25 protein-coding genes are annotated in these 26465 nt (G+C 70.6%); 6 read left to right on the forward strand and 19 right to left on the reverse strand.

Annotated elements, in window-relative coordinates:
* Positions 1-105: 105 nt before the first annotated feature.
* From ACFU8Q_RS09820 to ACFU8Q_RS09870, 11 genes are all read right to left on the reverse strand, one after another.
* Positions 106-519, reverse strand: a complete 414-nt coding sequence (locus ACFU8Q_RS09820) for a cytidine deaminase (RefSeq protein WP_384450389.1) — start codon at positions 517-519, stop codon at positions 106-108.
* Entirely contained in the window at positions 516-1781 is a 1266-nt protein-coding gene (locus tag ACFU8Q_RS09825; protein ID WP_384450392.1) for an ABC transporter permease, read from the reverse strand. Before ACFU8Q_RS09825 ends, ACFU8Q_RS09820 begins: the two co-directional genes overlap by 4 nt.
* Positions 1778-2896, reverse strand: coding sequence for an ABC transporter permease (locus ACFU8Q_RS09830; RefSeq protein ID WP_384450394.1), 1119 nt, complete (start codon positions 2894-2896; stop codon positions 1778-1780). Before ACFU8Q_RS09830 ends, ACFU8Q_RS09825 begins: the two co-directional genes overlap by 4 nt.
* Positions 2896-4479 (reverse strand): ABC transporter ATP-binding protein, encoded by a 1584-nt coding sequence (locus ACFU8Q_RS09835; protein ID WP_384450450.1) that lies wholly within the window; start codon positions 4477-4479, stop codon positions 2896-2898. The genes ACFU8Q_RS09830 and ACFU8Q_RS09835 overlap by 1 nt, the downstream gene beginning before the upstream one ends.
* A 252-nt stretch (positions 4480-4731) precedes the next feature.
* Entirely contained in the window at positions 4732-5781 is a 1050-nt protein-coding gene (locus ACFU8Q_RS09840) for a BMP family protein (protein ID WP_384450397.1), read from the reverse strand.
* A 138-nt stretch (positions 5782-5919) separates the two neighbouring features.
* Positions 5920-7146, reverse strand: coding sequence for an amidohydrolase (locus tag ACFU8Q_RS09845; RefSeq protein WP_384450453.1), 1227 nt, complete (start codon positions 7144-7146; stop codon positions 5920-5922).
* A 263-nt stretch (positions 7147-7409) separates the two neighbouring features.
* Entirely contained in the window at positions 7410-8114 is a 705-nt protein-coding gene (locus ACFU8Q_RS09850) for a hypothetical protein (protein ID WP_384450400.1), read from the reverse strand.
* 281 nt (positions 8115-8395) lie between these two features.
* Positions 8396-9451, reverse strand: coding sequence for a hypothetical protein (locus ACFU8Q_RS09855; protein ID WP_384450402.1), 1056 nt, complete (start codon positions 9449-9451; stop codon positions 8396-8398).
* Positions 9452-9462: 11 nt separating this feature from the next.
* Positions 9463-10407, reverse strand: a complete 945-nt coding sequence (locus ACFU8Q_RS09860) for an N-acetylneuraminate synthase family protein (protein WP_384450405.1) — start codon at positions 10405-10407, stop codon at positions 9463-9465.
* A 93-nt stretch (positions 10408-10500) separates the two neighbouring features.
* Complete coding sequence (locus ACFU8Q_RS09865) at positions 10501-11736, reverse strand: cytidylyltransferase domain-containing protein (RefSeq protein WP_384450407.1); 1236 nt, start codon at positions 11734-11736, stop codon at positions 10501-10503.
* A 20-nt stretch (positions 11737-11756) separates the two neighbouring features.
* Entirely contained in the window at positions 11757-13106 is a 1350-nt protein-coding gene (locus tag ACFU8Q_RS09870) for a DUF6716 putative glycosyltransferase (protein WP_384450410.1), read from the reverse strand.
* 209 nt (positions 13107-13315) lie between these two features.
* Here ACFU8Q_RS09870 and ACFU8Q_RS09875 point away from each other — a divergent pair, with 209 nt between their 5' ends.
* From ACFU8Q_RS09875 to ACFU8Q_RS09885, 3 genes are all read left to right on the forward strand, one after another.
* Positions 13316-14293: a glycosyltransferase family 2 protein gene (locus tag ACFU8Q_RS09875; RefSeq protein WP_384450412.1), complete on the forward strand. Its 978-nt coding sequence runs from the start codon at positions 13316-13318 to the stop codon at positions 14291-14293.
* Positions 14293-15708 (forward strand): polysialyltransferase family glycosyltransferase, encoded by a 1416-nt coding sequence (locus tag ACFU8Q_RS09880; protein ID WP_384450415.1) that lies wholly within the window; start codon positions 14293-14295, stop codon positions 15706-15708. The genes ACFU8Q_RS09875 and ACFU8Q_RS09880 overlap by 1 nt, the downstream gene beginning before the upstream one ends.
* Positions 15709-15997: 289 nt before the next feature.
* Positions 15998-17071, forward strand: coding sequence for an acyltransferase family protein (locus tag ACFU8Q_RS09885; RefSeq protein ID WP_384450457.1), 1074 nt, complete (start codon positions 15998-16000; stop codon positions 17069-17071).
* Between the two features lie 99 nt (positions 17072-17170).
* Here the strand turns inward: ACFU8Q_RS09885 and ACFU8Q_RS09890 are convergent, their stop codons facing one another.
* The 3 genes from ACFU8Q_RS09890 to ACFU8Q_RS09900 form a co-directional block, all read right to left on the reverse strand.
* Complete coding sequence (locus ACFU8Q_RS09890; RefSeq protein ID WP_384450418.1) at positions 17171-17455, reverse strand: hypothetical protein; 285 nt, start codon at positions 17453-17455, stop codon at positions 17171-17173.
* Complete coding sequence (leuE, locus tag ACFU8Q_RS09895) at positions 17452-18117, reverse strand: leucine efflux protein LeuE (protein ID WP_384450421.1); 666 nt, start codon at positions 18115-18117, stop codon at positions 17452-17454. The genes ACFU8Q_RS09890 and leuE overlap by 4 nt, the downstream gene beginning before the upstream one ends.
* A gap of 136 nt (positions 18118-18253) precedes the next feature.
* Entirely contained in the window at positions 18254-19834 is a 1581-nt protein-coding gene (locus ACFU8Q_RS09900) for a methylmalonyl-CoA mutase (RefSeq protein WP_384450424.1), read from the reverse strand.
* A gap of 325 nt (positions 19835-20159) precedes the next feature.
* On the opposite strand from ACFU8Q_RS09900, the gene ACFU8Q_RS09905 reads away from it, so the two are divergent.
* A complete protein-coding gene (locus tag ACFU8Q_RS09905; protein ID WP_384450427.1) occupies positions 20160-21059 on the forward strand; it encodes a L,D-transpeptidase family protein in 900 nt (299 codons plus the stop codon).
* A 232-nt stretch (positions 21060-21291) separates the two neighbouring features.
* On the opposite strand, the gene ACFU8Q_RS09910 is transcribed toward ACFU8Q_RS09905, so the two are convergent.
* Positions 21292-22671, reverse strand: coding sequence for a hypothetical protein (locus tag ACFU8Q_RS09910; RefSeq protein ID WP_384450430.1), 1380 nt, complete (start codon positions 22669-22671; stop codon positions 21292-21294).
* Positions 22671-23534, reverse strand: a complete 864-nt coding sequence (locus tag ACFU8Q_RS09915) for an RNA polymerase sigma factor (protein WP_384450433.1) — start codon at positions 23532-23534, stop codon at positions 22671-22673. The genes ACFU8Q_RS09910 and ACFU8Q_RS09915 overlap by 1 nt, the downstream gene beginning before the upstream one ends.
* 470 nt (positions 23535-24004) lie before the next feature.
* Between ACFU8Q_RS09915 and ACFU8Q_RS09920 the strand changes: the two genes are divergently transcribed.
* Positions 24005-24256, forward strand: a complete 252-nt coding sequence (locus ACFU8Q_RS09920) for a hypothetical protein (protein WP_384450436.1) — start codon at positions 24005-24007, stop codon at positions 24254-24256.
* Here ACFU8Q_RS09920 and ACFU8Q_RS09925 read toward each other — a convergent pair.
* Positions 24219-24590: an HGxxPAAW family protein gene (locus tag ACFU8Q_RS09925; RefSeq protein WP_384450439.1), complete on the reverse strand. Its 372-nt coding sequence runs from the start codon at positions 24588-24590 to the stop codon at positions 24219-24221. The two genes, ACFU8Q_RS09920 and ACFU8Q_RS09925, sit on opposite strands and share 38 nt — an antisense overlap.
* Positions 24591-24705: 115 nt before the next feature.
* Between ACFU8Q_RS09925 and ACFU8Q_RS09930 the strand changes: the two genes are divergently transcribed.
* Positions 24706-25179, forward strand: coding sequence for a MarR family winged helix-turn-helix transcriptional regulator (locus ACFU8Q_RS09930; protein WP_384450442.1), 474 nt, complete (start codon positions 24706-24708; stop codon positions 25177-25179).
* Positions 25180-25487: 308 nt separating this feature from the next.
* Here ACFU8Q_RS09930 and ACFU8Q_RS09935 read toward each other — a convergent pair whose 3' ends face one another.
* Together ACFU8Q_RS09935 and ACFU8Q_RS09940 are read right to left on the reverse strand one after the other, a co-directional pair.
* On the reverse strand, positions 25488-26078 hold the full coding sequence (locus tag ACFU8Q_RS09935; RefSeq protein WP_384450445.1) for a hypothetical protein: 591 nt from the start codon (positions 26076-26078) through the stop codon (positions 25488-25490).
* Between the two features lie 91 nt (positions 26079-26169).
* Positions 26170-26465, reverse strand: a 296-nt coding sequence (locus ACFU8Q_RS09940; protein WP_384450447.1) for a DUF4328 domain-containing protein, incomplete at its 5' end; no start/stop codon positions are given.

Consider the following 26465-nt stretch of genomic DNA (forward strand, 5'->3'; position numbering starts at 1 on the left):
GACGTACGCAAGAGTCCCGTATGACTCTACGCGCATAGAGGGTCGAGAGGGGAGTGGCCCTCCCGGCGGGCGGGAGGGCCACGGTGGTTCTGCGGCGGGTGCCGCCTACTTCAGATGGTCCGGCTTCAGATGGTCCGGTCCGAACGCCTGCGGCAGCATCTCGTCGAGCGTGCGCAGCCCGTCCGGCGTCTCCAGGACCAGCTCCGGCCCGCCGAACTCGTACAGCAGCTGCCTGCACCTGCCGCACGGCACCAGGATCTCGCCCGCCCCGTCCACGCAGGTGAAGTGGGTCAGCCGGCCGCCGCCGGTGGCGTGGAGCTGGGAGACCAGGCCGCACTCGGCGCACAGCCCGATGCCGTACGAGGCGTTCTCGACGTTGCAGCCGGACACCGTACGCCCGTCGTCGACGCGGGCCGCCGCGCCGACCGGGTAGTGCGAGTAGGGGACGTACGCACGCGTCATGGCGGACCGTGCGGCGCTCCGCAGCGCCGCCCAGTCGACCTCCGCGCCCGCCGTCACTTGCCCTGGCCCTTGCGGTAGACGAGGCCGTCCGCCTTCGGCATGCGCAGCCGTTGCGCGGAGAGCGCCAGCACGAGCAGCGTCGTGACGTACGGGGCCGCGTCGACGAACTGACTCGGCACCTGGTCCGTCAGCGCGTACCAGGTGAAGAGCAGCGCGGAGACGGCTGCCGAGATCACCGCGGCCACGTACTTCTTCTGGTACAGCTTCCAGAGCACCACGACCACCAGCAGGATCGCCAGCAGCAGCAGCATCGCGTGTACGTTCTCGGCGCCGCCGCGCAGCTTGAGGCTGTCGGTGAAGCCGAAGAGGCCGGCGCCCAGCGCCATACCGCCAGGCATCCAGTTGCCGAAGATCATCGCGGCGAGACCGATGTAACCGCGGCCGCCGGTCTGGCTCTCCTGGTAGATGCCGGTGGAGACGATCGCCAGGAAGGCACCCGCGAGTCCGGCCATGCCGCCGGACACCACGACGGCGATGTACTTGTACTTGTACACGTTGACACCGAGCGATTCGGCGGCCACCGGGCTCTCGCCGCAGGAGCGCAGCCGCAGCCCGAACGAGGTGCGCCACAGCACCCACCAGGTGCCGGGGATCAGCAGCAGTGCGACCACGGTCAGCCAGGACAGGTTGGTGATCAGACCACCGACGACTCCGGCGATGTCGGAGACGAGGAACCAGTGTTTCTGCTGGAGATCGATCAGCCAGTCCGACAGGCCCGGAATGGTGATCCGGTCGATCGCCTCGATCCGTGGGGACTGCTTGGAGGAACCTCCCTCGACGCCGTCGAAGGCGAAGTTGGAGAGGTAGCGGGTGAGCCCGGCGGCAAGGATGTTGATGGCCACACCGGAGACGATGTGGTTCACCCCGAAGGTGACGGTGATGATCGCGTGCAGCAGTCCGCCGAGGGCGCCGCCGAGGATGCCGAACAGGACACCCACCCAGGGGCCCCACTGGAACCCGGCCCAGGCGCCGAACCAGGTACCCAGGATCATCATGCCTTCGAGGCCGATGTTGACGACACCCGCGCGCTCGGCCCACAGACCGCCGAGCCCGGCCAGCCCGATCGGGACGGCCAGTTCGAGGGCACCGGCGACCTGGCCCACGGAGGTCACGTCGTTGGCGCCACTGATCAGGCGGACCAGCGAGATCAGGGCGAGCCCGCCCGCGATGATCAGCAGTACGACGGGCAGGGTGAGCTTGCGGCGACCGCCGCCCTTCTTGGGGGCGACGCTTGCGGCGGCGACTTTGCTGGCGCTCACAGTGCGGCCTCCTTCTCGGTCGTGAGGGCATGACCGGCGGCGAGCTCCTCGCCGACCTTCTGCTGCTGGCGGCGGGTTCCGTAACGGCGGACGAGTTCGTAACTGACGACGACCGAGATCACGATCAGGCCCTGCATGATCGTGGCGATCTCCTTCTCGTACCCGAACTGGTCGAGAGAGGCGGACGTCTTGTCCAGGAAGGCGATCAGCAGCGCGCTGAACGCGATGCCTATCGGGTTGTTCCGGCCGAGCAGGGCGATGGTAATGCCGGTGAAGCCGATTCCGGTCGGGAAGTCGAGGCTGTACGTGTGCGTGTCTCCGAGGAGCGTCGGCATGCCGGCGAGGCCGGCGACGGCTCCGGAGATCAGCATCGAGGTGAGCACCATCTTCTTGGCGTCCACTCCGGAGGCCTGGGCGGCGCTCTCGCTCTCGCCCGTGGCCCGCAGGTCGAAGCCGAAGCGGGTGCGGTTCAGGACGAACCAGTAGACGACACCGCAGGCGGCCGCGACGAAGGTGAACCCGTAGATCTCCCCCGCCTCGGCGCCCATGGACAGACCGGGGAACCAGCCGGACTCCGGGATGTCGCCGGTGGTCAGGTTGTTGGAGCCGGCGGGCTGCTCGCCGAAGTTCTTCGGCAGGATCAGCCAGGCGATCAGTGCGGTCGCGATGGAGTTGAGCATGATCGTCGAGACGACCTCGCTCACCCCGCGGGTGGTCTTGAGGAACCCGGCTATGCCCGCCCACAAGGCGCCGACCAGCATCGCGACGATCACGATCAGCGCGATCTGCAGCGGCCCCGGCAGGTGGACGCTCGCGCCGACCAGCGCGGCCATCATCGCGGCGAGCCGGTACTGGCCGTCGACACCGATGTTGAAGAGGTTCATGCGGAAGCCGATGGCGACCGCGAGAGCGGCGAGGTAGTACGTACCGGCCTGGTTGATGATCAGTACCTGTACGTCGGCGTACGTCGCCGAGTCGAACATCAGACTGTACGGCTCGAACGGGTTCTTGCCCGAGGCGAGCAGCACCACGGTGGTGAGCGCGAAGGCGACGACCAGGGCGAGAACGGGGCCGGCGAAGCCCAGGATCAGCCGGTCCTTGTCGAATTTCTTCATCAGGCCTCGTCCTCCGGTGCTGCCTCGAGATGACCGGTGGCGGCGCCGGTCATGGCCGAGCCCAGTTCCTCCGGGGTGATGGTGCCGGGGTCGGCGTCGGCGACCAGCCGGCCGCGGTACATGACACGCAGGGTGTCGGAGAGCCCGATCAGCTCGTCCAGGTCCGCCGAGATGAGCAGGACGGCGAGGCCCTCGCGGCGCGCCTCCCGGATCTGGTCCCAGATCTGCGCCTGTGCGCCGACGTCCACTCCGCGGGTGGGGTGCGCGGCGATCAGCAGTTTCGGCGCGTGGCTCATCTCCCGGCCGACGATCAGCTTCTGCTGGTTGCCGCCGGAGAGGGAGGCCGCGGTGACCTCGATGCCCGGGGTGCGGACGTCGTACTCGCGCACGATCCGTTCGGTGTCGGCGCGGGCCGCCTTGATGTCCAGCAGCCAGCCCCGGCTGTTGGGCTTCTCCGTGACGTGGCCGAGGATCCGGTTCTCCCAGAGCGAGGCCTCCAGCAGCACACCGTGCCGGTGCCGGTCCTCGGGGATGTATCCGATACCGCTCTCGCGACGCTCGCGTGTGGGGGCGTGCGATATGTCGTCGCCGTCGAGGGTGATCGCCCCGCTGTCGGGGTCCCGCATGCCGATCAGCGCCTCGATCAACTCGGTCTGGCCGTTGCCCTCGACCCCGGCGATGCCCAGCACCTCACCCTTGTGGATGGTGAAGTCGATGCCGGCCAGGACGTCACGCACCACGCCGTCCGGGTCGGTGACGCCGAGCGAGAGCTTCTCGACACGGAGCATCGGAACGTCCGTCACCGTGGATTCCCGGGTCTCCGGCGAGGGCAGTTCGCTGCCGACCATCAGCTCGGCGAGCTGCTTGGTCGTGGTGGTCGCCGGGTCGGCGGTGCCGACCGTCGTACCGCGGCGGATCACCGTGATGTCGTCGGCGACCGACAGCACCTCGCCCAGCTTGTGGGAGATGAAGATGACGGTCAGGCCCTCTGCCTTGAGCTCGCGCAGGTTGTCGAAGAGCGCGTCGACCTCCTGCGGAACGAGCACGGCCGTCGGCTCGTCCAGGATCAGGATGCGGGCGCCCCGGTAGAGGACCTTGAGGATCTCCACGCGCTGCCGGTCGGCGACGCCGAGGTCCTCGACGAGCGCGTCGGGCCGGACCCCCAGACCGTACGCGTCCGAGATCTCCATGATCTTCTTGCGTGCGGCGGAGCCGATGCCGTGCAGTTTCTCGCCACCGAGAACCACGTTCTCCAGGACGGTGAAGTTGTCGGCGAGCATGAAGTGCTGGTGCACCATGCCGATGCCGCGCGCGATGGCGTCGGCCGGGCTGCCGAACGCCACCTCGGCCCCGTCGACCGTGATGGTGCCCTCGTCCGGCTTCTGCATGCCGTACAGGATCTTCATCAGGGTGGACTTGCCGGCGCCGTTCTCACCGACGAGGGCATGAACCGTGCCCTTACGGATGGTGATGTCGATGTCGTGGTTGGCGACGACGCCGGGGAAACGCTTGGTGATGCCGTGCAGTTCTACGGCGGGGGGGCTGGTGGACGCGTTGATGACGCACTCTCCTTGGCCGGACAGGAGCGGGGCAAAGGGGCAGGGGCGGGGTGAAGCTATCGCGCCGGAGGGCCGTCTACACGCGTAGCGCCGCCGAAACGTAAGGCAGCACACACAACATCGCGAAAGACTCGGTCCTGGGCCTGTGCGGCTGTTGCCGGGAGGGGCACCAGGACGCTGCGACGGGCGGAACTTCTTCGATGAACACCCCGTGAGCCCGGAGCGGCAGGACTGCGCGCTCCGGGCCCGGGGAAACCAGCCGTACGGCAGTTGCTGTTACGGGGTGGTCTTGACCGTGACCGTGCCGTCGACGATGGCCTTCTTCGCCTTGTCGACAGCGGCGGTGACCTCGGTCATCTTGGTGAAGGCCGGGTTGGAGCCGGCCAGGCCGACGCCGTCCTTGTCCAGGCCGTAGCGGATCTCACCGGTCTGCGGCTTGCCGTCCTTGACCGACTTGATCAGGTTGAGGACGGAACCCGAGACGTCCTTGGTGACCGAGGTCAGGATCTGCGCCTTGTAGGCCGCCAGACCCTTCTGGCTGTACTGGTCGGAGTCGACGCCGATGGCCCACTTGCCCGCCTTGGCCGTGGCCTCGATCGAGCCCGAGCCGGCGAGACCGGCCGCGGCGTAGACGACATCGGCCTTCTTGTCGAGCTGCCCCTGGGCGGCGGCCTTGCCGAGGTCGGGCTTGGAGAAGCCGTCGAAGTTCGGCGGCTGGGTCAGGTACTGCGACAGGACCTTCACCGACGGGTCGGTGTCCTTGACGCCCTGCTCGAAGCCGGCCTGGAACTTCTTGATCAGCGGGGTCTCCACGCCGCCGATGAAGCCGACCGTCTTCGTCTTGGTGACCTTGGCGGCGGCGACGCCGGCGAGGTACGAGCCCTGCTCCTCGTTGAAGACCAGGTTGGCGATGTTCTTGCCGGTCACCGAGGCGTCGTCGATGATGCCGAAGGTGATCTTCGGGAACTTCGGCGCGACCTTCTTGATGGCGGGCGCGTACGCGAACCCGACGCCGATCACCGGGTTGTTGCCGGCGCGGGCCAGCGTGGTGAGACGCTGCACCTTGTCGGCGTCCGACTCGCCGTCGGACGGTTCGGCCTCGGTGCCCTTGAAGCCGAGTTCCTTCTCGGCCTTGGCGAGTCCTTCATAGGCGGCGTCGTTGAACGACTGGTCGCCGCGGCCCCCGATGTCGTACGCGAGGGCGGCCTTGGCTTCCTTGGAGTCGGAACCAGCATCCGACGAGGACTTACCGCCACAGGCGGTGGCACTGAGCGCAAGCGCCGCGGACGCAAGGCCCACGGTGGCAATCCGGGTGATCCGGCGCAAGGGAAGGCTCCTTCAAACCTGACCGAAGCGCCTCTTCCGGCGCTGGTTTCGCGGCGATCGTAACGCGCGTAGATGTCAGATAAAGACCTGTACGGAAGCTGTTATCGGATCGTCGCGAACCAGGGGTGACCTGTTCGGTTACGGATGGTTGCCATCCAGCAACGCGGAGGCGGTGAAGAGCTCCACCGCCACCGTGATCGCCTCCTCGTCGGCGTCGAAATCACCACGATGCAGGTCGAGCCGGGCGGTGTCGCCGGGGGTGCGGACCCCGAGCCGGGCCATGGCTCCCGGGACGTGTTCCAGGTACCAGGAGAAGTCCTCGCCGCCGAGGCTCTGTTCGGTGTCCTCGATCGCGGACGAACCGCGGCGTGCGGTCATCGCCCTCGCGAGCAGATCGATCACCGTGGCGTCGTTCACGACGGGCGGGACGCCCCGGACGTAGTTGATCACCGTCTTGGCGCCGTACATCCCGGCCACCTCGTCGATCGCCGCGTGCACCAGGTCGGGCGCCTCCCGCCAGGCAGTCAGGTCCAGGCAGCGCACGGTGCCGGAGAGCTCGGCGTGCTGCGGAATCACGTTGCAGGCGTGCCCGGCCTCCAGCCGGCCCCAGGTGACGGCGAGCCCGGCCCGTGCGTCGACCCGGCGGGCCAGCAGCGCGGGCACCTCGGCGGCGACCTTGGCGGCGGCGGTGACGAGGTCGGTGGTCAGATGCGGCCGGGCGGTGTGCCCGCCGGGGCCGTCGAGACCGACCTCCAGCCGGTCGCAGGCCGAGGTGATCGCCCCGACCCGCAGCCCGATCCGCCCCACGTCGACCTTCGGGTCGCAGTGCACCCCGATGATCCGCCCGACCCCCTCCAGCGCCCCGGACGCGATCGTGTCGGGCGCCCCGCCGGGCAGCACCTCCTCGGCCGGCTGGAAGATCAGCCGCACCGGCCGCGGCAGCAGGCCCTGCCGGTCGAGTTCGGCAAGCACGAGTCCGGCGCCGAGGACCGCGGTGGTGTGGATGTCGTGCCCGCAGGCATGCGCCCGGTCGGGGACGGTGGAGCGGTACGGGACGCCGGCCTTGGTGTCCGGGATGGGCAGGGCGTCGATGTCCGCGCGCAGGGCGAGCACGGGCCGCGGGTCGCCGTCCCTCCCGCCCACGTCACAGACGAGCCCGGTCCCCGTGTCCAGCACCCGAGGCGCCAGCCCCGCCTTCTCCAGCCGGGCCTTGATGGCCGCGGTGGTACGGAACTCCTGGTTGCCCAGCTCGGGGTGCATGTGCAAGTCACGCCGGAAGGCGATCAATTCGGCACGCAAGGCCTCGGGCAGGGTGCCGGACAGCACCTCGCCCCCGGGCAGCTGGGCATCGGAATCGCGGGACATCAACTGGTTCACCTGGTGAAGGGTAAGGCCCATCCCCCGTCAACTGACCATGAAACAAGAAAAGTTCAGCCACATAGACGAATAAATGACTGGGTCGTCGCGTGTGAGGTGACAGCGAGGTGGGTAAACTCGCCCATTTTGCTCCTCGGTGCGCGACGGGAGACAGCGCCACCCGCCACGCGCCCCGGTCGCCCTCACGTCCCGTCCCCGCCGCCCCGCTGCCCGGCACGGCTCCGTCCAGCCTGGGGCACCGAGCCTCCGGGCTACCCCACGACCGTTCCCCGACTCTCGTCCGCCGGGCCGTCACCGGCCCCGCCGGCCTGCTCGGCCCCGTCGCCCCCGGGCGCCCCCCGGCGCATCGGCAGCAGCGCGAGCCCGAGGCACAACCCTCCGACCGGCAGCAGATCCAGGCTGGCCGCCATCAGTACGGTCGCGGCCAGCACCAGCAGCGGGGCCCACCCCGGCACCACGTCCCGGCGGAGGAACGCGAGCAGGGTGACGAGACCCAGCAGCCCGACCCAGAACAGCAGGGGCACCACCGTGTAGACGAGCGGCATCACCCCGGGTACGGCCTGCACCCTCCCGAACAGCTCCCCCATGGCGTCCTCGTCCGCCGCGACGAACCCGACGACCAGATCGATCCCCGCCTGGACGGCCACCGCCGCCGTTCCGAGCAGCCCGGCCCAGGCGGCCGCCCCGGCGGCGACCCGCTTGCCCCCGCGCTCCCCGGCGAGTCTCCGCAGCCCCGGGAACACCGGCACGAACGTGAGCACCCCGGCCAGGAACAGCAGATGCGCCGCCGTCCACCACACCCCGGGCCCGTAATCGCCGACGGCCCGCCCGACCAGCCGCACCGCCCCGTACCCCGCCATCAGGGCAGGTCCCGCGAGGAGGGCCGTTGCGACCGTCACCCCGGCCGTGCCGGCCGTCCCACCTTGTCGCTCCGTCGCCATCCGCATCGCTGTCATGCGTCGATGCTCGCGCCCGGCCGACCCTGCCCGCTATCGGGGCCTTCCCCCAACAAACCCTGGGTGTATGCCACTTACGGGTCAGGGTGATCCATGACGCCCCGCCAAGGCTTGCGTACCGGCATCGACATCGGCATCGACCGCCACTCCCCCGACAGGCAGGAGTCGGCCGCCATCGGCGCACGCCTCGGGATCGCACGACGTGCAGGTCATGCACGTCCGACGGCACCGGCCCGCGCCGCTCCCACCGCCCTCGGGCGGCGGGCCCGGTCACGCTGCCCTCACGCCTCCGTCACCGCCGTCGCCCGCCAGGGCGCCAGCCGTTGCACGTCGCGGGCCGTTTCCGTGACGCCGGCCAGGAAGCTCTGGGCCCGGGGGGATGCCGTGTCGCGGAGCCACTGCGGGGCGATGTCGCAGACGGCGACCTTGACGTCCGTGCCGGCCAGGGCCAGGGGCAGGGTGTGCACGACCGTGGAGGGGAAGCTCAGGACCGTGCGGCCGATGGGGCCGCGGCGGGCGATGAGTTCCAGGGGGAGGTCGGGGCGGACGATCTCCAGGCCGGTGGCGGCCTCCAGGGCGTGGAGCTTGTCGGCGGATTCGCGGCGGTGGGCGAAGTAGCGGGTGGCGTGGTGGGTGCGCGCCAGACCCGCGACGGCCTCCAGGTACTGGGCCTGGTCGACCACGCCCGTCTCGACGAGCGAGGTGCCGACCAGGTCCGCGCCCTTGGTCAGCAGCGGCGGGCCGAAGCGGGCCCGGGTCCAGGCGAAGGTGTTGGGCGTGACGGTGACGCCGGGCGGAGCCTCGACCGGCATGGCCGTGAACACCTCGACCGTACGGGTCGCGGACGGGGTGAAGCGGCTGCGGGCGCGGGCCGTGACCGGGGCCAGGACGAGTTCGCGCGGGCCCGAGCTGCCCTTGCGGTGCCAGCGCACCAGACGCTCGCCGCGCGCCAGTTGGGCGACGAACTCCATCGTGGCCGTGCCGTCGTCGACCACGGTGAGGCGGCGGGCACGGACCAGGGTGAGCAGCAGTTGGACGTAGCGGGAGAACGGGTCGCCGATGACGACACGCTCCGCCCTGCGCAGAAGTCCGGTCAGTGAGCGCAGGGTCTTCAGGGGCGCGCCCGCGCCGCCGCGCGCCTCCTGCCAGCGGACGTTGACGCCCTCGTCGCGGGCCAGCTCCGCCATCCGGCGCAGCTGGCCGCGCGACATCGGGTCGACCGGGGGGAGGACGACGACCGTTATGTCGGTGAAGACGTGGTCGTCGCCTCCCTCTGTGTAGGCCCACTCCAGGACGTTCAGGAGCTGGACCGGGCTCTCGACGAAGGCGAGGTTCACCGGTCGGCCCGTCAGACCGCGACCGGCTCGGCGGCCGGGGCCGCCTCGGTGCTCTCGGCGTTCTCGGCGACGACGCCCGCGACCCGGCGGAGCTTCTTCATCGGGCCGAGCTCGGACTCGTACACCTTCTTGATGCCGTCGCCGAGCGAGGCCTCGATGGTGCGGATGTCGCGGACAAGTCGGGTGAGGCCCTGGGGCTCGACGGAGGCGGCCTGGTCGGAGCCCCACATGGCGCGGTCGAGGGTGATGTGGCGCTCGACGAACGCTGCGCCGAGGGCGACGGCGGCGAGGGTCGTCTGGAGGCCGGTCTCGTGGCCGCTGTAGCCGATCGGGACGTTGGGGTACTCCTGCTGGAGGGTGTTGATGACCCGCAGGTTGAGCTCCTCGGCCTTGGCCGGGTACGTCGAAGTGGCGTGGCAGAGAAGGATGTTGTCCGATCCCAGCACCTCCACCGCGTGGCGGATCTGGCGCGGGGTCGACATGCCGGTGGAGAGGATGACCGTGCGGCCGGTGGCGCGCAGGGCGCGCAGGAGTTCGTCGTCGGTGAGGGAGGCCGAGGCCACCTTGTGCGCGGGGACGTCGAACTTCTCCAGGAAGGCGACGGCCTCGGTGTCCCACGGGGAGGCGAACCAGTCGATGCCGCGCTCGGCGCAGTGCTCGGAGATGGCCCGGTACTCGGCCTCGCCGAACTCGACGCGGTGGCGGTAGTCGATGTACGTCATCCGGCCCCAGGGGGTGTCGCGCTCGATGTCCCACTGGTCGCGCGGGGTGCAGATCTCCGGGGTGCGCTTCTGGAACTTGACGGCGTCGCAGCCGGCTTCGGCCGCCACGTCGATCAGCGCGAGGGCGTTGTCGAGGTCACCGTTGTGGTTGATGCCGATCTCGCCGGTGACGTAGACGGGGTGGCCGGGGCCGGCGGTGCGGGTGCCGAGGGTGCGCAGACGGGAGGTGCTCATGAGACCTGTTTCCTTACTCGGGGGACGTGCGGGACTTGCTGGATGTGCGGGACTTGGGGGACTTGAGGGTTGCCCGGGGCTTGGGGGCCCGGGTCACTCGGGTGAGCGGGTGGGAGTCGTGGTCGTGAGGGTGGGGCCGAGCAGCCAGGCCGCGATCTCGCGGATGGCGCCGAAACCACCGGGGGTCGTCGTGACCGCGCGCGCCGCCGCCCGTACCGAGTCGTGGGCGCTCGCGACCGCGACCGGCCAGCCGGCGAGTGCGAAGCACGGCAGGTCGTTGACGTCGTTGCCCACGTAGAGGACGCGTTCGGGAGCGATGGACTGTTCGTCGCACCACTGCTTGAGCGCCAGATCCTTGCGGTCGATGCCGTGCAGGACGGGGATGCGGAGCTTGTGGGCGCGGGCCGCGACGACCGGGTTCTGTTCCGTGGAGAGGATCAGCAGCGGCATTCCGGCCTTGCGCAGGGCCGCGATGCCCAGGCCGTCGCCGCGGTGGACGGCGACGATCTCGCGTCCGTCGGCGTCGATGAGGACCCGGTCGTCGGTCTGCGTGCCGTCGAAGTCGAGGACGACCGCGTCGACGTCGTCGAGGGTGGGCAGCGGGGAGGGGTCCAGGAGCGGGGCGAGGGCGCGGGCGCGGGCCAGGTCGTGCGGGTCGTCGACCTCCAGGACCCGGGCGGCGTCGGTGCGCACCAGGGCGGTGTGGCCGAAGAAGCGGTGGCGGTGGGTACGGAAGCCGGCCGCGTTCATGGCGTACGCGGTGCCGGTCTCCAGCAGGTCCTCGGGGCGGTCCTGGCGCATCTGCCGGACGGACTTGTCGTGGTTGACGCCGTAGTTGCCCTCCGCCGGTGCGCTGCCGTCGCGCCACAGGAAGCCGTGGAAGGGGGCGACCGTGACCGCCGTGTCGGCGCCGTCGCGGGCGACCGCGGCGGCGACGCCGTCGATGTCCTCGCGTACGACGAAGGGGCTGGTGCACTGGACCAGCAGCACCACGTCGGCCTTCCGGTCGTGCATCGCCTCGTACGCGTCCAGGGCGTGCAGCACCGCGTCCTCGCTGCTCGACTTGTCCCCCGCTATGGCCGCCGGGCGCTGGACGATGTGCACCCGCTCCGGGGCACCCAGCGTGTCGCCGGCGGCGCGGGCCGCGTCGGCTATGGCCGCGTCGTCGGTTGTCACGACGACGTCGGTGACCTCACGGGCGGCGAGGCAGGCGCGTACGGCGCGGGCGACCAGCGGTACGCCGCCGACCTGGGCGAGGTTCTTGGCCGGTACGCCCTTGGATCCGCCGCGGGCGGGGATCACGGCGAGCACGGTCGGGGTCGGGGTCATCTCTGCTCCTGAAGTGGTGTTCACAGCTCGCCCATCCGTCGGATCACCGGGGCGACGCGCTGGACGCCCTGCCGGTATGCGCCCCGCGCCGCTTCCCGTACCGCGTCGCGCATCGCGCCCCGCACCCCGCCGGTCTCGCGCGGCCGGTCCGTGCCCGGCAGCGGGTGGCCGTCGGGGGCCAGGTGGTGGCGGGCGAGGATGCCGGGGAGGTAGCCGGGGGCGGTGGCGGGTGTGTAGTACGGGGCGAGGTCGGGCAGGCGCGCGGCGGCGAGCAGGGCGTCGACGCGTGCGCGGGCCTGGTCGTAGGCCGTGGCGTACGTGCCGTCGGCGGCAACGCCCTGGCCGGCCAGCCACTCGCCGTCGGGCTCCGGGCGGTGGCCGCCGTCCAGGTGGTCCCAGGAGGTGAGCAGGCCGGAGCCGATGAAGTGATGGTTGCCGAGGGTCTCGCGGACGCCGAGGTCGGTGAGGACCGCGGTCGGGATGCGCCGGTGCAGGGACTCCAGCGCGGCGGTCGAGGAGACGGTGACCAGCAGGTCGGTGCGGTCCAGGACCTCGCCCATGTGCCCGTACACCAGGCTGAAGTTGGGCGGCAGCCCGCCGGGCAGCCTCTCCGCGAGGCGCTGGTAGGGGAGTTCCTCGATGTGCGTGGTGTGCTCGCCGGGCTTGGAGCGCAGCTTCAGCAGCACCTCGCGGTTCGGGTGCAGCCGGGCGTGCTCGACGAGCCTGCGCAGCAGATACGTACGGTCGGCGCGGGAGGCCGGTACGGAGGGCTGGGCGGCGAAGACGACCGTGTCGCGGCCCTCCTGCGGGCGGTGCGGCTCCCCGCCGAGGAACGGCAGCGCGGCCTCCGTGACGGCCGAGGCGTCGGCGCCCACCCCCTCGTACACCGCGCGGAAGCGCTGGGCGTCATGGTGGGAATTGGCGAGGACGACGTCCGCGCCGTGCCGCAGCAGGAGTCCGTCGGCGAGCTTCTCGTAGACGACGCCGACATAGCCGGTGACGACGACGGGCCTGGCCGGCAGGCGCAGCGCGGCAAGGCCGTGCAGCATCGCCTGGACCGCTCCCCCGACGAGGGCGAGGACGACGACGTCGTACCCCTCGTCCCGCACCGTGTGCAGGAATTCGACGGCCGTCACCTCGCGCACCCGGTCGGCGCCGATCCCGACGTCGCCGACCTCGGCGAGCTGGCGCGGGGTCGGGGTGGCCCGGCCGCGCAGCAGGAGTCCGGTGATCTCGACGTGCTGCGCCGGCGTTCCGGACGTGCTGGTGGTCAGGCGGCGCGCGGTGAGCGCGCCCCATTTCCACCGGGTGTCGGAGTCGGCGAGTACGGCTACCCGGAGGGCGGTCGTCTTATCGGTACGTGGGGGCACGTCCCAGAACTTAGGAAGGCATTTCGATGCGCGGCCCAACGTGACGGCAACAGCTGGTTAACAGCCCGCCGACGCTCGGCGAACCACCCTCAGAAAAACCCCGCGCGGGACGGGCTGCCGATCCGGTTCATCATTTCGACATTCTTCGTTCACCTGCCGTCCTTTCCTGAGCCAAGGCAAATGACGGCTCTGCGCCTAGCGTGTGGCCCGTGGTTAAGCTCTCCGTCATCGTGCCGTTCTACAACGTGCAGGCATATGCTCCCGATACCTTGCGAAGCCTGCGGGCCAACGCCCGCGAGGATTTCGAATTCATCCTCGTCGACGACTGCTCGACCGACGGGACGCCGGAGATCCTCGCGCGCGCGGAGCGCGAGATCCCGGGTGCCGTCCTGGTGAGACACGAGACGAACGGGGGCCTGGCCACCGCGCGCAACACCGGGATCGACGCGGCGCGGGGCGAATACCTCACGTTCCTCGACGGCGACGACTGGGTGGTTCCCGGCTACTACGAGCGGCTGCTCGCCGCCATCACCGAACTGGGCTGCGACTTCGTCCGTACGGACCATGTGCAGTTCACGGACCGGACGCGCACGGTCCACCAGGTCCCGCACGGCCTGCGCGACACCGTCATGCGGCCGCGCGACGTGATCCTGCCGGCCGACCGGTCGACGCCCGTGGACTACGCGTACGCCTGGGCCGGCGCCTACCACCGCCGACTCGTCGAGTCGGGGCTGCTCCGTTTCCGGGACGGGCTGCGCACCGCCGAGGACCGGCCCTGGATCTGGCGCCTGCACCGTGAGGCCGAGTCCTTCGCGGTGGTCGGGCTGCAAGGGGTCTTCTACCGGCGCGGGGTGGCGTCCTCGCTCACCCAGATAGGCGATGTGCGACAACTCGACTTCATCCGGGCCTTCGACCAGGTGCTCGAAGAAACGGCACAGGACCCGGAGGCGGACCGGCTGTTGCCGAAGGCCGTACGGACCTATTGCGCGGTCATGGCACATCACCTGGAATCCATCGAAAGGTTCGAACCAGCAGTGGCACGGAAATTGCGCACACTGAGCGCGGCCTCTCTGCGGCGCATGCCCCAGGAAATTCTCGCGGACACGCTGAATTCGCTGGGCGACCGCCGTGCGGACCGCCTGCGCCGGGTACGCCGCCGCTCCGTGTCGCGGGAGGTCGCGGCCTGATGTCCGGTACGTACACGGCGCCGGTCGGCCGGTCCGCCACTCAGATCTTCTCCGCTTGCACGCAGTACGCCGCCGCGACGGTCGTCGCCGCGTTGCGTGCGGGTCAGTTCGGTCCCCGGTCCGAACACCGTCGCATTCTCGTCGTGAGCGACACCTCCTCGTCTCCCGAACTGGGCACGCCGCTCCACCGAAGGCCCGGATTCGAGAAACTGGAGTCCGAATTCGACGAGGTGTACTCCTGGAACGACTTCATCCGGCCGTTCCACCCCGCGGGATGGTCACCCCGGGAGCAGGACGCCTCGCTGTGGCAGCGGGCCGTGCGCAGCGAGTGGCATCTCGGGGACGGGCCCGTCGAGATCGCCTGCGAGTCCATCCAGGCCAACCCCGCCCAGGCCCTCACCGTGATCTTCGGCGACAGCCCCGTGCACATCTACGCCGACGGCCTGATGAGCTACGGCCCGACCCGCAGCAAGCTCGACCAGCGGCTCGGCACCCGCATCCGCCGACTGCTCCACCTGGACCTGGTGCCGGGCCTGCGACCGCTGCTGCTCACGGAGTTCGGCGTCGAGTCCGAGGTCGTACCGACCGATGTCTTCCTGGAGGTGCTGGACGAACTGGCCGGGGCGACGATCCTCGACGCCGCGCTCGGCGACGCCCTCGATGCCTCTCTCGACACCTCCGGACCGGCACCGGCCCTGCTCCTCGGCCAGTACCTCTCCACGCTGGGCATCCTGACGCCCCAGCAGGAGGAGGAGCTGCACGCGCGGATGCTGCGCGGCGCCGTCGCCCTCGGCCATACCCGGGTCGTCTTCAAACCGCACCCCAGCGCACCGGCCCACTGGGCCCGGCTGCTGGAGCTGGAGGCGGAGCGGCTCGGTGCCGACCTGACCGTCCTGGACAGCCCCGTTCTCGCCGAGACGCTGTTCGGAACCATGCGGCCGGCCCTGGTCGTCGGCTGCTTCTCCACCGCGCTGCTGACCGCCGCCTCGTTCTACGGGCTCCCGGTGGCCCGCGCCGGCACGGACACCCTGCTGGGACAGCTCACCCCGTACCAGAACAGCAACCGCATCCCGCTGACCATCGTCGATGCGCTGCTGCCCGACCTGGAGGACGCGTCCGCCGTCACCGACTGGTCGCTTCCCTCCGCCGAAGAAGTCCGGGGCGAGCCGACCGGCCTGGTCAGCGCAGTCGGATACGCCATGCAACCGCAGATCCAGGCCGCGCTCCGCCCTGAGGCCGAGCGGTATCTCACAGGGCACCGCGACAACCTCTGGCGCTACTTCAAGCGGCGCCGCCTGACCGCCCTGGGACTGCCGGGCGCCGTGCCCCAGCAGCTCGCGTTCATCCCACGCAACGCGACGGTGCGCCGGATCGCCCGCAAGGCCCGCACCCTGAAACGGGCGGCGGCGGGCTGACCCGCCCTGCCGCCGGACGAGTTGGTTGGCGGGTCCGTCCGTGCTCCGCCGCCCGATGACGGCGATCCTCCGGCCGCCCCCGGCACGGCAGCAGGCCCGGCCGTCCGCGCGGGCGGCCCCGGGGCAGGCCGGTTCCAGTGATTCCACACGTCCCGGCCTGTTCCGGGAGAGGAGCATCCCCGTGGCCGAAGCGCCCACGACAACCCGGTCCGCTGCGGCTGCCGCAATACCCGCTCCGTCCGCACCCCCCGCCCCGCACAACCCGCGCCCCGGCGCGGGCGCGGGCCGGATGCGGGCTCTGGACGGACTGCGCATCCTGGCCGCCCTCATGGTCTGCCTGTACCACTTCGCGGGGAAGGGCGGCCCGGTCGCTCAGTCCTGGGGGCAGTCGCCGGGCCAGATGTTCCCGACCCTCTCCCAGGCGGCCGTCTACGGCTGTCTCGGGGTGCAGTTCTTCTTCGTCATCAGCGGCTTCGTCATCTGCATGAGCAGCTGGGGGCGCTCGCTGGGCGACTTCTTCCGGTCCAGGGTCGCCCGCCTCTACCCGGCGTACTGGGCCGCGATCATCCTCGTGACGGCGGCCGCGTGCGTCCTGCCGGTCGTCGTGAAGCCGCTGCGCTCGGACGAACTGCTGCTCAACCTGACGATGCTGCAGCAGCCCATGGGCGCGGACCGGGTGCTGGGCGTGTGCTGGACGCTCTGGGTCGAGCTGCGCTTCTATGTTCTGTTCGCGCTGTTCGTCGTCCGGCGTGGTGTCACCTACCGCAGGGTGGTGACCTTCTGCTGTCTGTGGACGTTCGCGGGGGTGCTCGCCCGGGTCGCCCAGACCCCGCTGACGGACGAACTGGTCATGCGCGACCACGCGCCGTTCTTCATCGGCGGCCTGGCCCTGTACCTGATCCACCGGTACGGCAGCAACCTGCTGCTGTGGGGAATCGTCGCGATGAGCTTTCTCCTCGGCCAGCGCTACTCCGTCACCGCGCTCTGGCACCCGGGAATGAACGGCGAATTCCATCGCTCCCCGTACGTGATCCAGCTGATCGTCGCCGCCGCCTTCCTCTCGGTCGCCGCAGTGGCACTGGGGTGGCTGCGCTGGGCGAACTGGCGCTGGCTCACCGTCGCCGGCGCCCTCACCTACCCGTTCTACCTGGTGCACGAACATCTCGGCTGGTTCGCCATCCGGATCCTGCACCGCGGCTGGGGCCTGCCCCCGGTCCCGACACTGCTCGGCGCGGTCGGCTCGCTGCTGATCCTCGCCTGGCTGATCCACCGGTACGTGGAAAAGCCGGTCGGCCCGCGCCTGAAGCGAGCCATGACCACCCAGAGCGCCCGGCTCCACGCGGCGCTGCGTGCGGGCGCGTGAGCGGGGCACGGCGGTACCGAAGGCCGGCCGTGCCGCCCCTTCCGGCCCGCGCCGACGGGGCGCCTGGGTGAGACGACTGACGCGGCAGCGGCGGTACGACTACGGCATATGCCCTTCGCGCCGCACTTCCTCGGCTTCTTCCAAAGCCTCACCGGCCATGCTCCGCAGTTCGCCTTCGCATCGCGAGACCGAAAGGCCGAGAAACTCGATCACGTCCTCCGACGAGTCGGCCAGCTGAGGAATGAGGTAGCAAACCTCCCGGAAGAGCTCAGAGTTCTCTCCGTCGGCCGCCCGGAGAATCTCCGGGAGGAGGTCAAGGATTCTCTTTCTGCAGTACTCCGCAGCATCCACCAGGACCGGCTCGTCCGCCCCCGCCGCGCTCACACGCTGCTGAGCGAGAGCTTCGCCGCGAACCCCAGGAACAGCAGACCGGCCGCCGAGGTGGCCCCCGCCGACAGCCGCCTGCGGCGGCGGAACGCGGCGGACAGCCGCGTACCGCCGAATATCAGCATCGACAGATAGAGGAAGCTGGCGATCTGCAGCAGGGTGCCCAGCACCAGGAACGAGAGCGCCGGGTAGGCGTAGCCGGGGTCGACGAACTGCACGAAGAACGAGATCAGGAACAGGATCGCCTTCGGGTTGAAGAGGCTGACCACCAGCGCCCGCCGGAACGGCCGCTCCATCGCGGCGGCGGCCTCGGGTCCGGCGCTCTCCTCGGTCAGCTCGGCCACCCGCCGGTGCCGCTCGCGCCACATGGCCACCGCGGCCCGCAGCATGCCGATCGCCAGCCAGGTCAGATAGCCCGCACCCGCGAACTTGACGACGGCGAAGAGCACCGGAGTCGTCCGCAGCAGGGACGACGCCCCCAGCGCGGACAACGTCATCAGCACGGTGTCCCCGGTCCACACCCCGGCCGCGGCCACATAGCCGGTCCGCACACCGCGCCGGGCGGCGACGGACAGCACGTACAGCGAATTCGGCCCCGGCAGCAGAACGATCAGCACCAGGCCGGCGAGATAGGTCGGAAGATCCGTGACACCCAGCATGAAACGGAGTGTCGCACGCGGGTACGACACTCCGTTCGGGGGGTTCGAACAAGCCCCGGTTCAGGCCTCGTCGCCGTCGAGGAGACGGTCCACGGAGAGCTCCAGGCCGACGCCGAGAGCCGAGGACGACACCCCCTCAGAACACGTCCGACGGCTCATACGTCCCCCACACCCCGCGCAGCGCGTTGCACACCTCGCCCACCGTCGCCCGTGCCCTGAGCGCTTCCTTCATCGGGTACAGGACGTTGTCCGTGCCCTCGGCGGCCTTCCGCAGCTGGACCAGCGCCGAGTCCACCGCGCCCTGGTCGCGTTCGGCGCGGAGCTTCGCCAGCCGCGCCGCCTGCTGGGCCTCGATCGCGGGGTCGACGCGCAGCGGCTCGTACGGCTCCTCCTCGTCGAGCTGGAAGCGGTTGACGCCGACCACCACACGCTCGGCGCTGTCGGTCTCCAGGGCGATGCGGTACGCGCTGCGCTCGATCTCGTTCTTCTGGAAGCCGCGCTCGATCGCGCTGACCGCGCCGCCCATGTCCTCGACCTTGAGCATCAGCTCCAGGGCTGCGGCCTCGACGTCGTCCGTCATCTTCTCGACGACGTACGAACCGGCGAACGGGTCGACGGTCGCGGTGACGTCCGTCTCGTACGCCAGGACCTGCTGGGTACGCAGGGCGAGGCGGGCGGACTTGTCGGTCGGGAGGGCGATCGCCTCGTCGAAGGAGTTGGTGTGCAGCGACTGCGTACCGCCGAGGACCGCGGCCAGGCCCTGGACGGCGACACGTACCAGGTTGACCTCGGGCTGCTGGGCGGTGAGCTGGACGCCCGCGGTCTGGGTGTGGAAGCGCAGCATCAGCGACTTGGGGTTCTTCGCGCCGAACTCCTCCTTCATCACCCTCGCCCAGATCCGGCGGGCGGCACGGAACTTGGCGACCTCTTCGAGGATCGTCGTGCGGGCGACGAAGAAGAAGGAGAGACGGGGGGCGAAGTCGTCGACGTCCATGCCCGCGGCGACGGCGGTACGGACGTACTCGATGCCGTCGGCAAGGGTGAACGCGATCTCCTGCGCGGGCGAGGCACCGGCCTCCGCCATGTGGTACCCGGAGATCGAGATGGTGTTCCACTTCGGGATCTCGGCCCGGCAGTACTTGAAGATGTCGGCGATCAGCCGGAGCGAGGGCTTGGGCGGAAAGATGTACGTGCCGCGCGCGATGTACTCCTTGAGCACATCGTTCTGAATGGTGCCGGTGAGCTTCCGGGCCGGGACGCCCTGCTCCTCGCCGACCAGCTGGTAGAGGAGGAGAAGAAGGGCGGCAGGTGCGTTGATCGTCATGGACGTGGAGACCTTGTCCAGCGGAATCCCGTCGAACAGGACCCGCATGTCGTCGATCGAGTCGATCGCGACCCCGACCTTGCCGACCTCGCCGGACGCGATCGCCGCGTCGGAGTCGTGGCCCATCTGGGTGGGCAGGTCGAAGGCGACGGAGAGGCCCGAGGTGCCGTGGGCGATGAGCTGCTTGTAGCGGGCGTTGGATTCCGTGGCCGTACCGAACCCCGCGTACTGGCGCATCGTCCACGGCCGGCCGGTGTACATCGTCGGGTAGACACCGCGCGTGAAGGGGTAGGCACCCGGCTCTCCCAGCTTGTCGTCGGGGTTCCACCCGTCGAGTGCGTCCGGCCCGTACACCGGCTCGATGGGCAGTCCCGACTCCGACTCGCGCGTCATCTGCTGTGCCTCCCGCTGAAGCTGCTCGTAAAGCTACTTGTTGGTAACCAAGGATTCCCGCGACGGACTGTAGCGGCGGGCACGAGACCGGTGGAGAGTCACCGGCTGGGACCTTGCTCACAGCCCTTCCCGACGGCCCGCGCCGCCGCTCTCCACCATCATGCGCGGGCTTTGGCAACCGGGCAGAGCGGGAATCCGTCCAATGGGACACCGGAGAAACCCGGAGAAGCAGGGGGCCGAGATGGTACGCAGCATCAGCGGAAGCGCGTCACGAGGCAGGGCACCGGGCAAGGCACCGGGCAGGAAGCCTGGTGGGGCCGCGGCAGTGGTGGACAGCGCCTCCGGTGGGACGCCGGGCAAGGTGCGGGGCCGGGCGCGGCACGCGGCCACGGCGGCGCTCGCCGTTCTCGCCGTGACCGCCATGGCCGCCGGCTGCAAGGCCCAGCCCGCCGACGGCGCACCGTCGGTACCACCCCGGGCCACGGCGACCGACGACGCCAAGCCCGCCGGCCGGTCGCCCTCGCCGGACGCGTCGTCACCGTCGCCGTCCTCGAAGCCCCCCGCCACGCCCGCACCGAAGCCGGACCCGCAGGGCACGACGTTGATGGCGAGCGGTTCCCAGGGCAAGCAGGTTCGGGAGCTGCAGGCCCGACTGCGGCAGATCGGCCACTTCGACCGCTCCCCCACCGGCTACTACGGCACCCTCACGGCTGCCGCCGTCCGGTCCTTCCAGGGCAAGCGCGGCCTCTCCACCACGGGCAGGACGGACACCGTCACCTGGCAGAAGCTGCTCGGCATGACGCACGAGCCGACGGCCGCCGAGCTGAACCCGCCGACCACCGTGCCCGTCGCCAAGCCGGACAAGCGCTGCATGACGGGCCGGGTGCTCTGCATAAGCAAGAACAGCCGGACGCTGTCATGGATGATCGACGGCCGTGTCGTCTCGTCGATGGACGTCCGCTTCGGCTCCCAGTACACGCCGACCCGCGAGGGCACCTTCTCCGTCTACTGGAAGTCACGGCACCACGTGTCGACGATCTATCACACGGCCATGCCGTACGCGATGTTCTTCAGCGGCGGTCAGGCGGTGCACTACTCGGCGGACTTCGCGGCCCGCGGCTACAGCGGCGCCTCGCACGGCTGCGTCAACGTCCGGGACGAGGGAAAGATCGCCTCGCTCTTCGCCCAGGTGAGGACGGGCGACAAGGTCGTCGTCTACGGGTAGGGCGGGGGCCCGGCCGGAGAGAAAAGGGGCGCGGGCGGGACCGGGGGAACGTGTCCCGCCCGCGCCATTGCGCTGAGCCGCAGGTACGGGGGGAACCCCGGCTCTGTGCGCTGCCGATGACCAGTCGGCTCATTCAGTACTGCGTCACGGCCTCGAAAAACGTCACACCCTGATGTCGCACCTGGACGTCGCACCCGGTGGACGGCGTGAAAGGGACCGGCGCGTCCGGCTCTCAGCGGAGTTGGCGCGTGGCCGCGCCGGCCGCCCGGGCCACCGCCGACGGGACGACCGAGGCCGAGTTCGTGGCCGAGTGCGTGGCCGATTTCGTGGTCGAGTGCGAGGCCGAGTTCGAGGCCGAGTTCGTGGCCGAGTGCGTGGCCGATTTCGTGGTCGAGTGCGAGGCCGAGTTCGCGGCCGATTTCGTGGTCGAGCGCGAGGCCGAGTTCGCGGCCGAGTTCATGGCCGATTTCGTGGTCGAGCGCGAGGCCGAGTTCGCGGCCGATTTCGAGACCGACGGAGAAGGCAACAGCGACGGCGAAGGCGACGGCGGGGTGGTGCTGAGCCAGATCGGCGGGAGCGTGCGGGAGCTCTCGACCCCGTCCCCGTCCCCGTTCGAATCGCCGTCGTCGCCCTGGTCGTCGTCGTTGCCGTTGCCCTGGTTGCCGTTGCCCTGGTTGCCCTGGCCGTTCTGGCCCTTCGCGGCTCTGACGGCCACCCGGTCGCAGAACCGGTCCAGATTGCGGGCGCCCTTCGCCAGCGCTTCGAGCTTCCGCCGACTGTCGTCGTCCAGCTTGCCGTTGCGGTAGTCGCGGCAGGCCTTGAGCGTCTTGGCGTACCACTCGCCGGAGGCGTCGCCTCCGGAGCCCTTGGGCGTCTTACCGCTCTCGGTGCCGGTCGAGGACCCGCTTCCGGCGCCGTCGGACTTCCGGTTGTCCTCGCCGCTCCCGCCCTTGCCTGTTCTGCCGTTGTCCCGGCCGTCCGTGGGGGCGGAGGGATTCGCCGGGGGTACGGAGGGCTCCGTCTCCGGGGAAACGGGCGGCGGGCTCGCGTCGGCGCCGGACCCCGAGCCGAGCTCGTCGGGGGTCGCCGCGACCGAGACGGACGTGGCCGGTGCGGGGGCGTGCCCGCCGAACGGTCCGGGGAGCATCCCGGTACCCGCGGCCACGGCCACCCCGCCGATCGCGCAGCCCGCGAAGGAGGCGGCCAGGCCGAAGCGGATGGGCCGGCTCCAGCGCAGCGGACGGGCACTGCGGGGGCCCGCGGCCGAAGTGTTCGGCACGGTGCCGCCGGAGGCGGGCCGAATGTGCACCGGGCCGAGTACGCCGGTCCGCGGCTGCTCGACGGGCTGCTCGGCGTACCCCTTCGCCTGTGGGTTCGCCGCCTGTGTCCTCGCGCGCGCGGAGTGCGTGGCGGTGCGGAAGGCGGCCAGCGCAGCGGCCTCGCCCGGCAGTTCGCCGGTGGCCGGGCGGGCGGCCCGTGCTGCGGCGTCCAGCGCTGCCGCGAGCATCTCCGCTTCCGTACACGAGTGGCCGCCGACGGGGCCGGCCGGTTCGCCGCGGAGCAATCTCTCCGCCGCGTCCTTGTCAAGCCATTCGTAGTACTCGTCGGCCATCACATGTCCTTCTGCGTCGACAGACGCGAATGCGTCACACCGGCCGGCGCCGCGAGACCGTTGTGGGAGAGGCGCTGAGTGGGTACGGCGCCAAGCTCCGCCGTCCGACCTGCCGCACTCTCGCGGGGGGCCGCCGGATCCGCCGGATCGCCCGCGGGAGCCCGGTCCACGGCGACGCCCGCGTCACCGTCGGGGACTGCGCCGTCCGCGCCGTCCCTGCCGCCGGGAGCGCCACCAGAGTTGCCCGCACCGCCCGCACCGCCCGCACCACCCGCACCGCCCGTGCTGTCCACACTGTCCGCGCTGTCCGCGCTATCGGCGCGCAGCAGCTCCGCCAGCCGCTTCAGTCCCCGGTGTGCCGCGGTACGTACCGCTCCCGGCCGTTTGCCCAGCGTCTGCGCCGCGCTCTTCGCGTCCAGGCCGACGACCACCCGCAGCACCACGGCCTCGGCCTGGTCCTGCGGCAGCTGGGCGATGAGCGACATCGTACGGCCGGTGGCCAGGGCCTCCATCGCCTCGTCGGCGGTGTCGAATTCGGCGGGCCTGTCCGACAGCTCCGACTCGTCGCCGCCGATCGCGGGGCGTCTGCCGCGCATCCGCAGATGGTCCAGGGCACGGTTACGGGCTATCCGCGCCGCCCAGCCACGGAAGCGGTCGGCGTCGCCGCTGAACCGGCCGAGGTCCCGCGCTATCTGCAGCCACGACTCGGACGCCACGTCCTCGGCGTCCGGCTCCCCCACCAGCGTCCGTATGTAGCCCAGCAGCCGCGGCTGCACCGCCCGGTACACAGTACGGAAGGCGTCTTCGTCCCCGTCCTGCGCCGCGAGCACTGCGGCAGTGAGCTCCGCGTCGTCCCCCAGCACTCCCTCAACCTGCCCTGCTGTCCTGAATCGCAGCTGGTCATCACTGCCGCGCCACCCTGCGCGACTCAGCACGCTACGTCCTTCGCGGGGGTCGCGTCCATGGCTTGTACAAGCTGCAACGTTCTCCCGGCCCGGTGCGGTGTGACAGAAAACGCAGCGACGGCGCTGAGAGGAGTACGGGGTCGTCCTACGGCCCCGCGGAAGACGACCGGGGCCTCTCCTGTGGGGGGTGGCGGCCCCGGTCGTCCTCGTTCTTCCGCAGCTCTCATTCATCCTCAGGATTTTCCTGTCCGGTACGGCCCAAGGGTCCGGCCGTTGATGACGACCCGTCCGGCGCCGCGGCGATTCAGCCGCCGACGGTCCTGTCCTTGCTTCCGCCGCTCCCGGTCCGGGTCCCGCTTCCTTTCGACGGCTCCGGCCCGCCCCGCTCCTCTGCGCTCGGCGGCCCGCCATGTGGTGTAGCGAAGATCTTGGCCACCACACAGGCCGGCGACCTGGACCCGACCACCCCCAAGGTCCGTACGGGCAGCTTCTCTCCCGGCCGACTGGAGCGCCGGCGCCGTATCGGCCAGGCCCGCTGCGCCATCGCGCCGGGCCGGATCAGGACCGCCGGGACCTGGCACCTGGCAGGCGAGCCGAGCTCCGACCAGGCACGCCCGGTGCTCGACGCGGCATCCGTCAGGATCACAGGTCAGCCGGAGAACCCGTACGAGAAGCGGTGATGGCCGGCGCGGGCGCTGCGCCCGCGCGTACCGGAACGCCGTTCCGTCCGGCCAGTCGACACCCGAGGCAGCCCGAGTGCCCCTCACGCGCGGCGCGGTCCCGGACCACGAGGCCCCACTGGTCGACAGGCCGCGGGCCGGGCGGTTTGCCCCAGCCCGCAAGGTGCAGGCCCCAGGTGACCAGCGCCGCCGACGCCATGACGCCGAGCCCCAACCAGATCCCGGGGCGCCAGCCACAGATGCCCACGCCCATGACCGCGACCCCGGCTGTCGCGACGGCGGAACCGGCCCATCCAGCGATGGTGTGGCCCTCGTCGTGCTGATGTCCGCTCACGTGCCTGCCTCCTCACGCCCGCCGGGCCGTGACACGGCATGCCGTGGCCACGCCGTCGCGGACCTATGATGACTTAGCAAGTGAGGAATTTATCTTACGTACTAAGGGAATTTCAATGGAGGGCAAGCCCCGCCCCACCGCCTCCGCCTCGGACGCGCTCAGCGCGATGGATGACCTCATCGCGACGAGCATCGTCGGCCAGCAGGAGTTCGCCCGGAACCTGGGGCTGAGCGTCACGGACCTCATCTGCTTCACATATGTCCTTGAGGCCGGGAACGCCCCGGTCACCGCCGGCGACCTGGCCGAGCGCGCGCACGTCACGACAGGGGCGGTGACCGGCATCCTCAACCGCCTGGAGCGCGGCGGGTTCGTGACCCGGCAACCGGACCCCGCCGACCGGCGCCGGGTGCGCGTCGCCGCCGTCCCGGCCGCAGCCGAGCGTGTCCAGACCGTCTACGGGCCGTACTACGCGCGCCTCGCGAAGCTCCTCGCGGAATACGCACCGGACGAGATCGCCGTACTCGCCGACTGGTTCACGCGCGCCAGTACGCTGGCGCGCGCTTACCTCGAGGACTCGTGCGAGAGCTGATCGTGCGACTGCGGGAATGACGGACGCCGAGTTCCGGCACGGGCCCGCCCTGATCGAGCAAGCCGCTGAGGATGGTCGAAATGGCAAGCAGCGAGCTTGACTTAATCCGCGTAAGTCCGGCCCGAACAACCCGAATTGGACGAGAACGGCGCGGGCACGCCCGGCGGCTCCGAGGCGGGTGACCTGTTCGGTTCGTCCAACGCATGGGGCGACGTGAACGCCACGGAGTCCAACGACCGGCTCGACTCGTCCCTGCCTCGGGCCTCTCCTGCCGTGTGTGTGCGGACTCTTGTGCGGAGCCTCTCGCGTCACGCCCTGCCACGGGCCTGACGCGACACCACCGCGCGCAGTACCCGGCGGCCCTCGGTCGACAGGTCGAACACCCGGCGCAGGGCGGCACCACTGCCCGCCGTGCCCGTGGTCTCCGCGAGGGTCTCCAGGATCTGGATCTGGCGGCGCAGTTCACCGGCGAGAAGCGGTCCGGTGCCTTCCGGACCCTCGGTGCGGCAGCGGTTCAGCAGCTCGGTGCGGTCCTCGGACTCGGACTCGTCCACGCCCGGGGCATCGAACCGGCAGTGGATCTCCAGCGCGGCGAGCGAACAGGTGTCGGCCCATGCCCGCAACGGAGCGGCGGAGAAGTCACGGGGCGCGGCATCGAGCAGCTTGCGCGACAGGGCGGACGTACCGTCCGTGGCTTCGAGAAGCTCCTCCAGTGCGGCACGGACCTCCGCGAGGCGGTCCGGCCATCCGGAGCCGTCCGCGCAGCCGGCCCGGAGCGGGCGCAGCGGATCCGGGTCGGAGCCCTCGGCGGGCTGCGGCAGGCAACGGTCGAGGCAGGCGACCGCGCTCGCAGCGAGCCCCCGTTCGTCGGCGGCGGCGATCAGTTCCAGCAGGCTCATCGGCGTCTCCCGTCGGCCGCGCCCCCGTGCGTGGGTGCACGGGGACGGGTGCTTCCAGTTACCGCGTTCAGCGCCGAATGGCTCAAAAGCGTCACCACGGAGGCCGAATAGCATGGTTCAGCGGGCGCGTCCCGCTACCCCCGGGCGCCCAGCGGATACACGCCGAGGGCCGCCCGCTCCCCCTGCATCCGGGTCGGCTTGCGTACGAAAAGGATCGCGAAACCGCGGCCACGATGCCGAGGGCGCCGGACGCCATCACCAGCCCCGCCGCGTCGATGATCTCCTGCGTCTTCTCAGCCCTCATGTACTGCCGGGACGTGACTCGGGAGAAGGCCAGCGAGCAGACCCACGCCCCCCACCAAAGGTCATCGTGGTGGGGGGCGTGGG

It is taken from the genome of Streptomyces sp. NPDC057543, from assembly GCF_042801895.1.
GTDB lineage: Bacteria > Actinomycetota > Actinomycetes > Streptomycetales > Streptomycetaceae > Streptomyces.

Coding starts and splice junctions, on each gene's coding strand:
- ACFU8Q_RS09830 (WP_384450394.1), bottom strand. CDS start 2,896: ATGAAGAAATTCGACAAGGACCGGCTGATCCTGGGCTTCGCCGGCCCC.
- ACFU8Q_RS09845 (WP_384450453.1), bottom strand. CDS start 7,146: ATGTCCCGCGATTCCGATGCCCAGCTGCCCGGGGGCGAGGTGCTGTCC.
- ACFU8Q_RS09850 (WP_384450400.1), bottom strand. CDS start 8,114: ATGACAGCGATGCGGATGGCGACGGAGCGACAAGGTGGGACGGCCGGC.
- ACFU8Q_RS09860 (WP_384450405.1), bottom strand. CDS start 10,407: ATGAGCACCTCCCGTCTGCGCACCCTCGGCACCCGCACCGCCGGCCCC.
- ACFU8Q_RS09865 (WP_384450407.1), bottom strand. CDS start 11,736: ATGACCCCGACCCCGACCGTGCTCGCCGTGATCCCCGCCCGCGGCGGA.
- ACFU8Q_RS09880 (WP_384450415.1), top strand. CDS start 14,293: ATGTCCGGTACGTACACGGCGCCGGTCGGCCGGTCCGCCACTCAGATC.
- ACFU8Q_RS09885 (WP_384450457.1), top strand. CDS start 15,998: ATGCGGGCTCTGGACGGACTGCGCATCCTGGCCGCCCTCATGGTCTGC.
- leuE (WP_384450421.1), bottom strand. CDS start 18,117: ATGCTGGGTGTCACGGATCTTCCGACCTATCTCGCCGGCCTGGTGCTG.
- ACFU8Q_RS09900 (WP_384450424.1), bottom strand. CDS start 19,834: ATGACGCGCGAGTCGGAGTCGGGACTGCCCATCGAGCCGGTGTACGGG.
- ACFU8Q_RS09910 (WP_384450430.1), bottom strand. CDS start 22,671: ATGGCCGACGAGTACTACGAATGGCTTGACAAGGACGCGGCGGAGAGA.
- ACFU8Q_RS09930 (WP_384450442.1), top strand. CDS start 24,706: ATGGAGGGCAAGCCCCGCCCCACCGCCTCCGCCTCGGACGCGCTCAGC.
- ACFU8Q_RS09935 (WP_384450445.1), bottom strand. CDS start 26,078: ATGAGCCTGCTGGAACTGATCGCCGCCGCCGACGAACGGGGGCTCGCT.